The 13,790-nt window shown below is 69.6% G+C and carries 11 protein-coding genes; 5 read left to right on the top strand and 6 right to left on the bottom strand.

Annotated features, from left to right (window positions below):
• Positions 1–97: 97 nt before the first annotated feature.
• The 5 genes from K8O92_04620 to K8O92_04600 all read right to left on the bottom strand — a co-directional run bounded on the left by K8O92_04620 (position 98) and on the right by K8O92_04600 (position 6,384).
• Positions 98–1,105, bottom strand: a complete 1,008-nt coding sequence (locus K8O92_04620; GenBank protein ID UAK33277.1) for a bifunctional lytic transglycosylase/C40 family peptidase — start codon at positions 1,103–1,105, stop codon at positions 98–100.
• 7 nt (positions 1,106–1,112) lie between these two features.
• Positions 1,113–2,138 (bottom strand): replication-relaxation family protein, encoded by a 1,026-nt coding sequence (locus tag K8O92_04615; GenBank protein ID UAK33276.1) that lies wholly within the window; start codon positions 2,136–2,138, stop codon positions 1,113–1,115.
• A gap of 88 nt (positions 2,139–2,226) precedes the next feature.
• On the bottom strand, positions 2,227–4,680 hold the full coding sequence (locus K8O92_04610; protein UAK33275.1) for a DUF87 domain-containing protein: 2,454 nt from the start codon (positions 4,678–4,680) through the stop codon (positions 2,227–2,229).
• Positions 4,677–5,690 carry a site-specific DNA-methyltransferase gene (locus tag K8O92_04605; GenBank protein ID UAK33274.1) on the bottom strand — a complete coding sequence of 338 codons (1,014 nt, stop codon included), beginning with the start codon at positions 5,688–5,690 and terminating at the stop codon, positions 4,677–4,679. The genes K8O92_04610 and K8O92_04605 overlap by 4 nt, the downstream gene beginning before the upstream one ends.
• 49 nt (positions 5,691–5,739) lie before the next feature.
• Positions 5,740–6,384: a hypothetical protein gene (locus K8O92_04600; protein UAK33273.1), complete on the bottom strand. Its 645-nt coding sequence runs from the start codon at positions 6,382–6,384 to the stop codon at positions 5,740–5,742.
• A 478-nt stretch (positions 6,385–6,862) separates the two neighbouring features.
• Here K8O92_04600 and K8O92_04595 point away from each other — a divergent pair, with 478 nt between their 5' ends.
• Positions 6,863–7,786, top strand: coding sequence for a hypothetical protein (locus K8O92_04595; GenBank protein UAK33272.1), 924 nt, complete (start codon positions 6,863–6,865; stop codon positions 7,784–7,786).
• The gene (locus tag K8O92_04590) at positions 7,783–8,181 is read left to right on the top strand and encodes a pilin (protein ID UAK33271.1); all 399 of its coding nucleotides are present in this window, start codon (positions 7,783–7,785) and stop codon (positions 8,179–8,181) included. The genes K8O92_04595 and K8O92_04590 overlap by 4 nt, the downstream gene beginning before the upstream one ends.
• Here the strand turns inward: K8O92_04590 and K8O92_04585 are convergent.
• Complete coding sequence (locus K8O92_04585; protein ID UAK33270.1) at positions 8,168–8,524, bottom strand: hypothetical protein; 357 nt, start codon at positions 8,522–8,524, stop codon at positions 8,168–8,170. The genes K8O92_04590 and K8O92_04585 overlap by 14 nt on opposite strands.
• On the opposite strand from K8O92_04585, the gene K8O92_04580 reads away from it, so the two are divergent.
• The 3 genes from K8O92_04580 to K8O92_04570 all read left to right on the top strand — a co-directional run bounded on the left by K8O92_04580 (position 8,514) and on the right by K8O92_04570 (position 13,511).
• Positions 8,514–10,058, top strand: coding sequence for a hypothetical protein (locus K8O92_04580; GenBank protein UAK33269.1), 1,545 nt, complete (start codon positions 8,514–8,516; stop codon positions 10,056–10,058). The two genes, K8O92_04585 and K8O92_04580, sit on opposite strands and share 11 nt — an antisense overlap.
• A complete protein-coding gene (locus tag K8O92_04575) occupies positions 10,055–12,919 on the top strand; it encodes a PrgI family protein (GenBank protein UAK33268.1) in 2,865 nt (954 codons plus the stop codon). Before K8O92_04580 ends, K8O92_04575 begins: the two co-directional genes overlap by 4 nt.
• A gap of 316 nt (positions 12,920–13,235) precedes the next feature.
• Positions 13,236–13,511, top strand: coding sequence for a hypothetical protein (locus tag K8O92_04570; GenBank protein ID UAK33267.1), 276 nt, complete (start codon positions 13,236–13,238; stop codon positions 13,509–13,511).
• Positions 13,512–13,790: the final 279 nt, after the last annotated feature.

Below are 13,790 nucleotides of genomic sequence, written 5' to 3'. Positions count from 1 at the left end.
TCCCGCTGTCCAGCAGAAGCAATCGGCCGACACGCCGCACGGAATTCTCACCGATCTGACGCATTCGCCAGGTCGATGCCAAATGATTGAGAAGATGTCAGCTAACATGCGAACCTACACCATCGTCGTGGGTGGGTGTGGGTCTCCTAGCGGCGTAGAAGTCGTCGCTTTTCCACCGGTAGGGCGAGACTTGGACGCGTTCGTTGAAGGTGGGTGCGTGCACCATCTGGCCTGCGCCGAGGTAGATCCCGACGTGGTGGACGTCGGCGGCGGTGCCGTAGAAGACGAGGTCGCCGGGGGCGAGCTGGTCTTCGGATACCGGCGTGCCGGTGTGGACCTGGTCGTAGGTAGTGCGCGGGATCGAGATCCCGGCGGCGCGGTAGGCGGCCTGGGTCAGTCCCGAGCAGTCCCAGCCGCCATTCACCTCAGGCCCGTTGCCGCCCCACACGTAGGGCAAGCCGAGCTGGGCACAAGCGAACGAGACCACCTGTGCAGCAGCAGGGGTCGGCGGCGAGGCGGTCTGGCAGTCGCCGCCTGAGGTGTCGGTGGCGCGGTAGCGGGCGGCCTGGTCGAGGACCTGGTCGACGTACCAGTCGGCGTGGTTGTAAGCCCAGATCGCGGCGCGCAGGTCATCGGGTGCGCCGGAGTCGCACAGGTAGAACGCGGCGGCGTGGATGGCGTCGGAGGGGTTGTAGCGTGAGGGCGGGTTCGCTCCACCGGCGGGCAACGGGTGTCGCGAGACAACGGAGTCGAAGGTGGGAGCCAGGAATTGCATCGGCCCACCGGCCCCGGAGCTGTTCTCGCCGGAGGACACGCCGGGCAGGGTGGAGCGGCCGTGGTCGGTTTCGATCTTGCCGATCGCGGCGAGCACCGACCAGTTCAGGCCGGGGCAGTCCCCGGCGGCGTCCTGGTAGAGCACGAGCGTCTCGGCTGGGATGTCTTGCTGTGCTTCGGGGCTCGGGGTGGAGCCGGTGCCGGTCGAAGCTCCCGGGGCGGGTGCTGTGAGCGCTTGGTCGAACACGATGACCGTGGTGACCACGGTCGCGATGACGACGGTGAGGAACACGAACCCGGCGAATCCTGCCCCGAGTGCCTTGACCAGCATCGTCAGCTCACCAGGACTCGTAGGTCGGTGGCCGGGGTGCGGGTGGGGGCAAGGCGACGACGCCGCTCTGGGATACCCAGCCGGGGTCGAGTTCGCTGTCGGCGGCGGGCGGGGTGCGCCGGGGCCACATGGTGGCCAGCTGGTGCAGATGCGACCTGCGGTCGGTGTCGGTCTCCAGTGGTAGCCAGACCTGGTCGGCGGGGCTCGCCTCGTGGGTGGGGGCCAGGAGTTCGGCGGCGGCGGTGGCCACCGGCACTGCCTCGGGGTCGGGCAGCCGTTCCCATGTTCGGTGCAGCGCGGCACGGGCTTTGGTCTCGCGGGCGCTACTAGGCACCCACAGCAGGACGGGGGCGACGACGCCGGTGGTGCGCGCCAGCTCGGCGTAGCCGGTGAGCTTGGCCGCGACCCGCGACAGCGCCGTGGTGGATTCGAGGTCGTATTCGAGGTAGAAGTCGAGCACGGCTTCGGCGTGGCGGTAGCGGCCCCAAGCGTCGGGACGGGCGAGGTCTCCCCACAGGCGCTCGCAGCGGGTCTGGGACCACCACGCCAGGACTTGGGCGGGGTCGCCACGCTGATCGAGGGCGGGGTGGGCGATCAGGGCGGTGAACCACTCGACAACGCCGAGGGTGTGGGTCAGGTGCAGGCTGTGCCCGATGGCGAGCGCGCGCTGGTACTGGTAGCCAAGCTCGCGCACCGTGATTCCGGCTTCGGCGGCGAGGACGCCGGCTCCGGCCGGTGCGAGCACCCAGTGCATTGGCGCGCTGCCTCGGGCGCGCCAGGGGCGGAACCGTTCGAGGACGCCGTAGCGGTGGAGCAGGTTGAGCCGTCGCAGGGCGATGGGCTGGGTGGGGAAGGCCAGGTCGGTGAGCTGGTTGGTGGTCAAGACGCGGTGTTCGTAGAGCATGCGCAGGATCCAGCGGTCGCGCTCGGTCAGCCGGGAGACGAGCGCGGTGGGATCGAGGGGGCGGGGCCTGGTCCGGTTGTCGGGGCGGGGTCGGCGGTTGTCGGCCTGCTGGGCGGGGCGGGAAAGCATCGGTGGCACAACCTTTCTCAGGATGAAAAGAAGACGGGCGGTGGTAGTTGGTGAGGCGCGCTATGCGTGACCGGGTCACTCGTCGCGGTCAGGGGCCGGGTGCGGTGATGTGGGCGCGTGCGGCGGCGGAGATCTCGCGGGCGCGTCCGGGGATCGGTGGGTCCAGGGGGCGGGTGGTGAGGGTGAAGGGGCGGGCGTTGCGGCCGTCGACCAACAGCCGCGCGGCAGCGTGAAAGGCGTCGAGATGGGACAGGTCGTGCTCGGACAGCCACGGGTCGGTATGCCGGGCCAGATCGCGCGCGTCATCGGGGGACACGGCGAAGACGATCTTGTTGCGCGCATTCGCCGAGATACCGTCGCGCAGTTCGCGCGAGAGCTGACCCAAGTTCTGATGCGCCAGCAGCAGAGAGAGCCGGAGTCCGCGGGCTTCGGCGAGCATGTCCTCGATCGGCGTGCTCAGGTTGAGGAAGTTCTGTGCCTCGTCGAGCACGAGCGCGGCGTCAGGCCGGTCGGCGGCGGGCACCCGGGCCCTGGCGGTCACCGCCTGCCAGGTCCGGGCGACCAGCAGTGACCCGACCAGCCGTGAGGTTTCCTCGCCGAGTGAGCCCTTCGGCAACCGCGCGAGGCAGATGCCGCCGTGGTCGAGGACATCGCCGAAGTCCACGGTCGACGGGCCACCGGCGATGGCCGCGCGGACGAACGGGCGCAGCAAAAAGGCGCGCAGTTTGTTCAGTAGCGGGCCGGTGAGCTGGGCACGCCCGGTGTCGGAGAGCTGTTCATAGGAGTCCCAGAACCCGCGCAGGACCGGATCGGTGGTGGTGCGGGTGACCCGGGAACGGAAGGCGGACTCGGTGAGCAGACGGGGCAGGTCGGCCAGGGTGGCGGTGCCGGGTTGGGCGCATAACGTCAGCAGGCTCGCGCGCATGATGTCGTCGGTGCGCGGCCCCCACCACTGGTGAAAGATCCGGCGGAACACCGTGGTCAGGTTGTCGACCGCGAGATCCATTCCGGCGCGCCCGATCCGGCCGATGTCGAGCGGATTCACACACGGCGGAGCACTGGAAGCGTCGGCGTCGAAGAGCACTACCCGCTCACCCATGCGCGACGGCAGCCGCGACAAGACATCGGTGACCAGGTCGCCCTTCGGGTCGATGACGATCACCCCGCGCCCGGCCTCGGCGTCATCGAGGATCGTGCGCGCCAGCAGCGTGGATTTGCCGACGCCGGTGGGACCGAGAATGTGCAGGTGGTGGCGGGCGTCGCTGACTTTGACCGCGACCGGGCGGCGAGTGCCGGTGTCCGACATCCCCAACGGCTTCGTGTGTTCCCCACCGACGGGGATCTCCGGGGCCGGGGACAGAGCGCGGGCTCCGGCACGCTGCAGTCCCGGTAGCCCGTCTTCGGTGGGCAGATGGGCGATCGTGGCCAGCTCCGGCACCGACAACACATCCCCACGCCCGAGACGCCGCTCCCGGATCAACCGCTGAAGGCGCAAAGGGCGACGGCGACGCCGGTAGTAGTTGTGATCGGTGCACGCCCCGAATGTCGTGGCGAGCGCATCGGCGCGCCCGCGCGCCACCGCCCGCGCTGCCGCTGTCGAGTCGATCTCGGCGGGGTCGGTGGAGACCGGGATCGAGGCGGCATAGCGCACGACCGTTTCCCAGTGCGCCCCTCGCGCTTTGGCCGCCGCCGCGCGGGCGGCGGCGCTGTATTCGAGGGAGGTCTGCCGGTCGCTGGCCCGGCCGGTTCCTGCCCCGGCGGTAGCGCGGGAGGTGCGAGCGCTGTTCGAGCCGGGTGTGAGGAGGTCGAGGGCCTGGCACAGTAGTCCGGCCGCGACACCGGCCCGGGTACCCGTGCTCGCCGCGGAGCGGGTGGCTCGGGCGACGCGGCGGCCGGTGACCGGGCGGGCGAGGATCTGCACACACACGGCGTGGCCGGGGCCCAGATCGTCGGCGGCGGTGATCAGGTTGCGCACCAGATCACCGGAATGCTCGGTGCTCAACGGGAGCCCCTCGTGGCGCCCGAGACGCAGCTCGCCTCCGGCCACGACCCGCCGGATTCCCTTGACCGGGTTCGGCAGTGGCGGACGAGCGGGCTCAAGGGTGTCGGTGTGCGCGCCGGGCCACGCCGAGGCGACGGCCCGCTCGATCAGCCCGGGTGGGATCGCGCCGGGCACCCACAACCGGATCGCCGCGCCCTCTTCGGGGGTGACGGTGTACTCGAACCCCAGATGCGGCTGCCCCAACAGCGTCCTCGCCCACGCGGGGCGGAGCTGGCCGATGAGGTGGGCCCAGAAGGAGAGTGCGCCTTTGGCATCGACCTCCGGTGGGGTGAGCACGGTGATCTGACGGGCACGCGCACTCAGCCGGCCTCGCCGCCACCGGCCCACGAGCCCGACCGCGGCGAGCACCGCGACACCAGCCACCACCAGGAACAGGGCATCGGTGGACACGAGGGCGTGTTCGAGGGATTCGCGGAGGTCGGCCACGGCCCGGCCGGGCGCGAGAAGCGCCCGGCCCAGCCATCCCTGCTCGGGATTCACGCGGCCACCGATCCCGAGCCGGTGCTATCGGCACTCGGCAGTGTCGCCGCGCTGCCGAACGGGAACCGGCCTGCCGCGCGGCGGCGTTCGGTCGCCTCGGTGGCTTCGGGCTTGCGCAGGATGATGACGTCCTCGTGGGCGATGAGGTGCATCGGCAGCCCTGCCGCGCGCTGCTTGACGATGAAGTCGCGCTGGAAGAAGCTCGACCGGGCGACGAGTTCGCCCTCGGTGAGACGCCCGAGCAGCGCCACGCACCGCTCCACCGGCACCAGCCCGGCCAGCTCGCCGCAGGTGTAGAGGTGGGCGGGCAGCGGCACGAGTTCGGCGTGCTGACGCCACGGCCGGGCGGTGATCACCACATACCCGCCGGGAGCGAGGTAGTCGGCGGCCCCGGCCAGGATCTTCGTGAATCCCGACAGCAGGCGGCCGAGGCCGACGTTGGCCAAATTGCCTCGGTCCAGTAGCTGGCCATAGCGGTGGTTCTTCTTTACTACCGGGTCTTTGCGGTTGGCGCGCACATGCCCGTGCAGAGAATCGCCGTAGGGCGGGGAAGTGATGACCAACTTCGCCTGGCCGCGTAGCTCGGCCGGGATCAGCTCTCCCAGCTTGCGGGCGTCGCCGTGGAAGACGTCCGCGGCGAGATCGATCCCGGCCTCGCGGGCGAGCTCGATGTTGGTGCGCGCCAGCTCCGCCCACCGGCTCTCGTACTCCACCCCGACCGCGCGGCGACCCAAATGCAGGGACTCGACCAGGGTGGTGCCGATTCCACACATCGGGTCCAGGACGAGGTCCCCGGGCTGGGTGTAGGTGTTCACGGCGTGGGCGACGATGGCGGGGAACATCTTCGCCGGGTGGGCGGTGCTGTCGGGGTGGTAGCGGCCCCGCCGCTGGGCGGTGGGCGCGGTCTGCGCGGTGGCCCACACCGACACCGGCGCGACGGCCGGGGCGGTCTGTGCGGGGCTGCCGGAGGCGCTGTCGGCGGAGGCGGGGGTGGTCGGTTCGAGCGACATTCGGGCGTCCTTCACGTGAGAGTTCCGGTCGGGTACAGGGCGTGTGGGTTCAGCCATGGGCGGGCTGGAGGAAGACGAAGACGTCGGTGTGCGCGACCGTGTGGCGCGCGGTGCTCGAGGGCGTCGGCGAGGCGGGCGCGGTGATCCGGTGCCCGGAGATCGGGGCGGCGATGATGTGCTGGAGGTAGAGCAGATCGGCGGACTGCGCGGCGGCCACGACCGAACCGGCCGGGTCGAACAAGGTTCCGGAGTCGCTGTGTCGGCAACGGGAGAAAACGACCAGCAACCCGCCCATCGCGAGGACGTCGGTCGCGAGCGCAGTGATGTGTTCGGCGGCGGCGATCGGGTCGAGCTGATCGGCGAGCAGGCTCGCGACGACCAGATCCACCGGCGCGCCTGTCCACGTCCGGCCGGCGGGTGCGTCGAGTCCGTGGCGGCCCAGATCCCCGATCGTCGACAGTGCGGCGGCGGTGTCGGACTCGATGATCCGCAGCGTCCCCCGCGCGGTGGGGGCGGGCCAGCCCAGCAGCATCACCCGCGCGCCCGGCGCGGAGAATTCGGTGATCGTGTGGACCAGAGCCCGGTCGGGCCAGCGATCGGCGGGATCGAGCGGGTCGGGTCCCAGCGGCCACAAGGTCGAGGGGATCTGCACGGCATTGGTGCCAGAGCGCGGGCGGCGGGAAGGGGCAGTCATGAGGGGCCTCCTGAACGAGAGAGTGCTTCTACTCATTAACTGCCGCCAAAAAGCCGAAAACGGGACGTAATTTCCGAACTCCGCTCTCTGAGAATTTCCTGAGCCCGATATCCGGACCTAGAAAACGGGTGCATCGATGAGATGTCCCGGGAATTTTTTTGAAGAATTTTCACCACGGTTTGCCAGCGTGCTCGGATGCCTATCCGGAACCTATCTGAAACATATCCAAGTCATATCCTGGCGCTATCCTGCGCTTCACATGTGCTGGTAGATGGGTATATCCGCGCGGATATGCCGTGCCCCCGACGGGTGGGTGTGTCGTAGTAGCGGAGGGGATGCTGATCTGCGCAAGATATGACTTGGATATGTTTCAGATAGTGTTTGGATATGTTGCGGATAGGGTTTGGATAGGTTTCGGATAGATCCGCGAGGTGTCCTGATGTGGTCGGAAAACTATCGACCGAACAAGGAGATCGTGGTGACGAACACGCATGACGAAACCATTCCGGGACAGATCGGCAAACGGCCCTCGCCACTGGCTGCGGTGAACAGGGGTTTCGACCGGATCGCCGGACACTACCTGCCGACCATCCCCCGTCCGGTCCCGGTGTCGGAGGCCGGTTGCGGTCGGATCCGGACGTGGGGAGAGTTGCGTGAGCGGCTGTGGGATCCAGGCACGCCGATGACCGAGGTCGATGCGATCTGGGTGTGGCTCATCGAACGGGTCCGGCAGCGCTGCGAGTCCGCAATGCTCGTGAGCGCGGCGCTGGCCGTGCCGATGCTGGCCCGTATCACCGGCGAGCACACGGCACCGGGAAGCCCGGAGCGCCACGATGCCGAGTCCGAAGCGCTGGCTGAGTTCCTGCTCCACCTCCCGTGCATCGATGTTGACCAGCCGCACGTATGGAATCGCCTACGGTGGGCTGCCTTCCGCGCTGACCGTAAAACAGCAATCGAGCAGCGAACCAATTTCACGGTGGTCGGCGACCTCGGAGCTGGCCTCACCGAATGGGGGCAGCGGGCGCAGGTACTCGGAGCCGAGTCGGGTCACCCCGAGACGGTGCTCGCTGCTGCCGTGGGTGCCGGGGTGATCTCCGCCGACGCCGCAGAACTCATCGCCGCGTCCCGGTGGGAAGACCGGCTGCTGCCCGGTCTGGCCGCCGAGCGCGGTGTCCCTGTGGGCCGACTGCGCAAGCAGCGGTCCCGTGCCGAACGTGCCCTACTGGTATGGCTGGCCGACCGCACCCGCGACCTCGACCCGGTCCGCAACGGCCCGGTCGAGACCGCGACGGTGACCACGCTCGCGCCGAGGGTCTCCTCACCGCGGCGAGGCCGCCGGCCGAAACGGCTCTCGTCAGCTCCGGCACCGGCACGCATCGAGTCCGGGCGGGTGGCCGCATGAACCCGCACACGAACGCTCTCGATGGGGCCGTACAGGACTCGGCTGGCCGCGCACGACGCTGGCCCCGGCGCCTCGCTATCGCGGTCGCCGCCGTGGTGGTGTCGGTGGTCGCGGCCGGATCCGCCTCGGCGGCGCCACCGCACACCGAGGTGCTGGCCATCGCCTCGTCGCTGGGCGAGGTGATCGACAACGCCCGCAACTGGCTGGTCGGCATCCTGGCCGGGCTGGCGACACTGTTCCTGACCATCGCAGGAGCCCGCTATCTGCTCGGGGGCGGTGATCCCAGCGAGATCGAGAAGGCCAAGACCGCCTTCCGCGCCGCGTGCATCGGCTACGCGCTGGCGATGCTGGCACCGGTCATCGTCGCCGTGCTCAAGTCCATCATCGGAGCCTGACCGTGAGCACCTCGGCCCAGGCACCACCCACCCCCACCCGGTTCACACCGGCCGCGCGCCTCGCTGCCATTAGCGCAGCAGCGGTCCTCGCCGCCGTCCTGATCGTGCTCACCGGTTCCGGCGGGGCCGCCGCCCAACCCGCCACTCCGACGCCGGTTCCGCCGGTGACCACGGCACCGGCGACACCCGCGCCGACCACCAGTCCACCGACCACGACACCGCGCCGGTGGGTGACACCACCCTCGACCACCGCCCCACCGACGACAACCGCGCCCGGCACAACAGCGCCAGCACCGGCACCTGGATCCGGGTCGGGCTCGGCCGAGTGCGGGGTGACCAACATCAACGGGTGTGTGGAGAACGCGGTCGACGGGTTCTTCCGGCGCATCGTGGAGACCTCGCTCAACCCGTTGCTGGAACTGTTGTCGCAAACCCTGCTCACCACACCCGAACCCGGGCAGATTCCCGAGATCGGGGTCTTGTGGAACCAGTCGTGGCAGATCGTGCTCGCCCTCTACGTGCTGGTCGTGATGGCTGCCGGGGTGCTGTTGATGATGCGTGAGACCGTCCAAACCCAATGGTCGATCCGCGAACTCGCACCCCGCCTGGTCGTCGGATTCGCGACTGGGGGGTTGAGCATGATGATCGCCACCGCCGGAATCGGTTTCGCCAACGCCCTCGCCGGTGCTCTCGCTGGAGATGGTGTCGACTCGGGCTCGGCCGCCGACGCGCTGGCCGAGTTGGCGTTCACCAGTACCCAGAGCCTCGGTGTCCTCGTTCTGTTGCAGCTGGCGCTGTCGGTGATGCTGCTCGTGCTGATCATCAGCTACCTCGTGCGGGTGACGATCACGATCTTGCTGATCGTGGGCGCACCCCTGGCTTTGATGTGTCATGGGCTGCCCGGCCTCGACGGTGTCGCCCGCTGGTGGTGGCGCAGCTTCGCCGCCTGCCTCGCAGTCCAGGTGGTGCAATCACTGACGTTGGTGACCGTGCTGCGGGTCATGCTCCGTCCCGGTGGCTGGTACGTGTTCGGGCCCGATGCCAACGAGATCGCCGACCTCACTGTCGCTTTGGCGTTGATGTTCGTGTTGATCAAGACACCGATGTGGCTGCTGTCGGTGCTCAAGATCGGGCAAGGCCGCAGCTTCCTCGGCTCGATCGTGCGCGGATTCATCGCCTACAAAACCCTCGGCATGCTCAAAGGCGCCACTGCGAGCAGCGCCCGCACCACAGCCTCGGCGGCATCCGCACGGCGGAGTGCGCGACCCGTCCGTGCCTCACGAGCACCCCGCGCCGCCTCCAGCAGTGGACCGCCCGATCCGTACGCGCGGGTGCGTTCGAGCCGCGACGGGCAGCTCATGCTGCCCTTGGAAGGAGTGCGCCGCGTTCCTCGGCAACCCAACCCGGCACCGGCCCAAGCGACCGGCACCCCACCACCGCGCTCGAACCGGTCGGCGAGGGGACGCCAGCTCGCGTTCGACTTCACTCCACCGGACCCGTATCGGGGCATCCGCGCCGGGGCTGGGGGACAGTACCCGCTCCCGATCCCGGTGCGCCGTGTCCGTCCAACACCCCCGCCACCCGAGCCGCCGCCGCAGCGGCCCGGTCGCCGCGCGACACCGCAACAGCTCGCCTTCGACTTCACCGAACCCACCCCGCCCGACCCGTACGCGCGTGTGCGCCCGAACCGTAGCGGCCAGTACCCGCTGCCGTTCCCGGTCGCCCGGGTCAAGCCCGTTGCACCGCCGCCGAACCCGCTACAACCACCCGCAGCGGCCCCGGCGCGTCCGGCGGGGCGGCAGCTGCATCTGCCCATGCCGGATCTGCCCGTGCGCCGCCGAGCGCCCCGCGCCCCGAGAGGCGGAACCCTGAAATGAATACCATCGTGCGCATCCCCGCCGACGTCGACCGCTCCGATCGGCTGCTGGGGCCGTTCACCGCGCGCCAGCTCGCTGTCCTGGCCACGACCGCGGCACTGCTGTACGCGGCCTGGGCTGCAACGCGAACCCTGCTACCGCTGCCCGTATTCGCGGTCACCGCTGCCCTGATGTTCGTGTTCGTGGCAGTCGCGGTCCTGACACGCCGCGAGGGCCTGTCGGCCGACCTGCTGCTCGTCGCGGCCGTTCATCACCGCCTGCGTCCACGCCACCTCATCCGATCACATGGTGCCACCCGGGCTCCGCACTGGATCACGACGCGCACCACAGGACGACGTCCTCGGTCGCCGGTGCCCTCGGAACTATCGGCAGATCAGGCGCGGTTGCCCGAGTCGGTGGCGAGCAGTGGCAGCGGCGAGGTCGGGGTGATCGACCTCGGCGCCGACGGCCTCGCCGCCATCGCCGTCGCCGGAACCCTCAACCTGTCGCTGCGGACCCCGACCGAACAGGACAGCTTGGTCGGCCAGCTCGCGGGCTGGCTGCACACCCTGCGTCAACCCGTCCAGATCCTGATCCGTTCGGCGCGGCTGGACTTGACCGAGCACATCACCGGCCTGCAAACGGCCGCCGCGCAGATGTCGGCCGACCTCGCCGCGGCAGCCCTCGACCACGCCGACCACCTCACCGCGCTGGCCGCCCGCGAAGACCCCGTCCACCGACAGGTGCTGCTCGTCTGGCGTGAACACACCGAGGCCGTGGCGACCAGCGGGCTGCGTGCCCGTCTCCCTGGGCAGCGCCGAGCCCGGCGCACCCTATCGGGCGGTGCGCGCCGGGCGGCCGAGTCCAGGCTGCTGCGCCGGATGAACGAGGCCGCCGATGTGCTGTCCCCGCTGGGGATCTCGGTGACCGCCCTCGCCCACGACGCCGCGACCGCCGTGCTGGCCAGTTGCACCGACCCCGAAAGCCTCGTCTCTGCCGCCGCCGACATCACCGCCGCCGACACGGTCGTCAGCACCGACCCCAATACCCGATTACCGGATCCGTTCGCCGGGGACGGGCTCGACCGGTTCGCCCCGGAATCTCTGACCATCGGCACCCGGCACCTCGAGATCGGCTCGGATTGGAGTGCGACCCTCGCGGTAACCGGCTACCCGCGCGAGGTGACGGCCGGCTGGCTCGCGCCTCTGCTGTCTCACCCGGGCAGAGTCGAGGTCGCGGTGCACGTCGAGCCGGTCGACCCGGCCACCGCCGCGACCCGGCTGCGCCGCCAGCAAGCCCGCCTCGAATCCGCCCGCAGGCAGGACCTCGGCCGAGGCCGTCTGACCGACCCGCAGGTCGACGTCGCCGTCGAGGACGCCGCCGACCTGTCCGCGCGCGTCGCGCGGGCCGAAGCCAGGCTGTTCCGCGTCGGGGTGTATCTCACCGTCCATGCCGCCTCGGAATCCGAGCTGGCCGACGAGTTGGCCGCCGTTCGCGCGTTGGCGGCGAGTCTGCTCGTGGACACCTGCACCCTGTCCTACCGGGCAGCTCAGGCGTGGGTGACGACTCTGCCGCTCGGGTTGGACCTGATCCGGGTCCAGCGGACCTTCGATACCACTGCCCTCGCCGCGGCGTTCCCCTTCGACTCACCCCAGCTCCCCGCCGCCGAACCCGCCCAGGCCGACCGGCCCCAGGGTGTTCTCTATGGCCGCGACGCCGCGTCGGGGTTGTTGTTCGTGGACCGGTTCGGTCCCGAGGCCCACAACCACAACCTCGTCGTTCTCGGCCGCTCCGGTGCAGGCAAGTCCTACCTGGTGAAAACCGAGATCCTGCGAGCGCTGTATCGCGGGGTCGAACAGGTCATCATCGACCCCGAAGACGAATACCGGCGCCTGAGCGAGGCCGTGGGCGGCACCAACATCCGCCTCGGTGCACCCGGAGTTCGGCTCAACCCGTTCGACCTGGAAATCCACACCCGACCCGACGGGAGCCGCAGCGCCCCGACCGATGCGCTCACTCGGCGCAAACTGTTCTGCCACACCCTGATCCAGGTGCTGTTGGGGGACCAAACCGCCGCGCAACGGTCGGCGCTGGACGCTGCTCTCGCCGCTGCTTACACCGCCGCCGGGATCACCGACGACCCCGCCACCTGGACCCGGCCCGCGCCCACCCTGAGCGACCTGCGAGACCAGCTCGACCAGCTCGCCGTGCCCGCTGCCGTCGAGTTGGCTGCCGGGCTGCACCCCTACACCGGCGAGGGAGCCTATGCCGGGCTGATCGACGGACCCACCACCACCGAACCCGAGGGCGCGATGATCGTGTTCTCGCTACGGGAGCTGCCCGATGAAATGAAAACCATCGGCACGCTGCTGGTTTTGGACGCGACGTGGCGGAAAGTGTCGAACCCCGGTCATCGGCGGCCCCGCATGATCACCGTGGACGAGGCATGGCTGCTGCTGCGCGAGCCCGCCGGGGCGGCGTTCCTGTTCCGGGCCGCGAAGAGCTTCCGCAAGCACTGGGCCGGACTCACCGTCGCTACCCAGGACTGCGCGGATGTCTGCTCGACCGAACTCGGGCGAGCGATCATCTCCAACGCCGCCACTCAGATCTTGCTCCGCCAAGCACCCCAGGCCATCGACGAGGTCGCTACCGCCTTCCACCTCTCTGACGGCGAGCAACAATTCCTGCTCTCCGCGGCTCGCGGTTCGGGGCTGCTCGCGGTCGGCGGCACCGACCGCGCGGTGTTCGGGTCTTTGGCCTCGCCCACCGAGAACGCGCTCATCACCACTTCGCCGGAGTTCCTGGCCGCCATCGCCGACGACCGCGACACCGAAGTCGACATCGGCTCAACCGCAACAGCCGACGGCAGGTGGGCGGGGTGACCCTGGACGCCGCTGTCCGAACCACCGCATCGGGATCGGGTTCCGGCGTGCAACGGTCACACCGCAGACCCGCCCGTTCGACCCGCCAGAACGGCGCAGGCCGCCGTATTCCGGCCGATCGGCACCCCGGGTTGGTCGCGGGTGACCGGTTCGGCAGAAATGCTGCACGAGAAGACATTTGACGCCTCGGCCGCTACGGAGCGTTCATGGACCCCGCTGCACGGACCCAGCCCGGTTCCCGCGCAGTTCGACCCACCCACGAAACAGCCACCTCCGCCACCTATCGGGCCGACGTGGCAGGACATGAGAGGAAATCATGGACGAGGAATTTTCCGACGACGCCGTGGTGATCCCGTTGCGCCCCTGGCGGGCCCGCGCCGATTCGCCGATGCATGTCGATGCTCGAGTGGGCGAGATGACCACGTCGTTCCAGATCCGCTATGTCACCGGAGCCGAAGCCAAACGCGTCGCCGAACGGCAAGCCCGCGCGATCTCGGCGCTGCTGCGCTGGCTCGACAGCCACGACCCAGCCACAGCCGAGCTGGTCGATCTCGACGCCATCACCACCGCCGACGAACAGGAGGCGGCATGAGCCTGCCCGCATTCGCCGGACCCGACAGCCCTGATCTGCTCGGGATGGGTGGGTCGTCCCCGGTCCCGGTGGCGGTGTTCCTGCGCACCTCGACCCGGGATTTGCAGGACCCCACGTTGTCGCTGCCGCGCCAGCTCGACAACTGCCGCAAGGTGCTGCCTAACGGGTTCGTGATCGTCGCGTTCTTCTACGACGTCGAGTCCTCCCGCAAGGATCTCGAGATGCGTGGTCTGGGCAGCGCGCACGAGGCATTCGACATCCCGATCCCGCGTGACGGCG

Source organism: Nocardia asteroides, from assembly GCA_019930625.1.
Lineage (GTDB): Bacteria > Actinomycetota > Actinomycetes > Mycobacteriales > Mycobacteriaceae > Nocardia > Nocardia sputi.
This window is presented reverse-complemented; position numbering and strand designations above follow the sequence as displayed.

What these genes read in the sequence shown, in the direction of transcription:
- K8O92_04570 (UAK33267.1), top strand. Translation starts at nt 13,236, where the DNA reads ATGGACGAGGAATTTTCCGACGACGCCGTGGTGATCCCGTTGCGCCCC.
- K8O92_04575 (UAK33268.1), top strand. Translation starts at nt 10,055, where the DNA reads ATGAATACCATCGTGCGCATCCCCGCCGACGTCGACCGCTCCGATCGG.
- K8O92_04615 (UAK33276.1), bottom strand. Translation starts at nt 2,138, where the DNA reads ATGCTTTCCCGCCCCGCCCAGCAGGCCGACAACCGCCGACCCCGCCCC.
- K8O92_04585 (UAK33270.1), bottom strand. Translation starts at nt 8,524, where the DNA reads ATGTTGGTCACCCCGCACTCGGCCGAGCCCGACCCGGATCCAGGTGCC.
- K8O92_04600 (UAK33273.1), bottom strand. Translation starts at nt 6,384, where the DNA reads ATGACTGCCCCTTCCCGCCGCCCGCGCTCTGGCACCAATGCCGTGCAG.
- K8O92_04590 (UAK33271.1), top strand. Translation starts at nt 7,783, where the DNA reads ATGAACCCGCACACGAACGCTCTCGATGGGGCCGTACAGGACTCGGCT.
- K8O92_04605 (UAK33274.1), bottom strand. Translation starts at nt 5,690, where the DNA reads ATGTCGCTCGAACCGACCACCCCCGCCTCCGCCGACAGCGCCTCCGGC.
- K8O92_04620 (UAK33277.1), bottom strand. Translation starts at nt 1,105, where the DNA reads ATGCTGGTCAAGGCACTCGGGGCAGGATTCGCCGGGTTCGTGTTCCTC.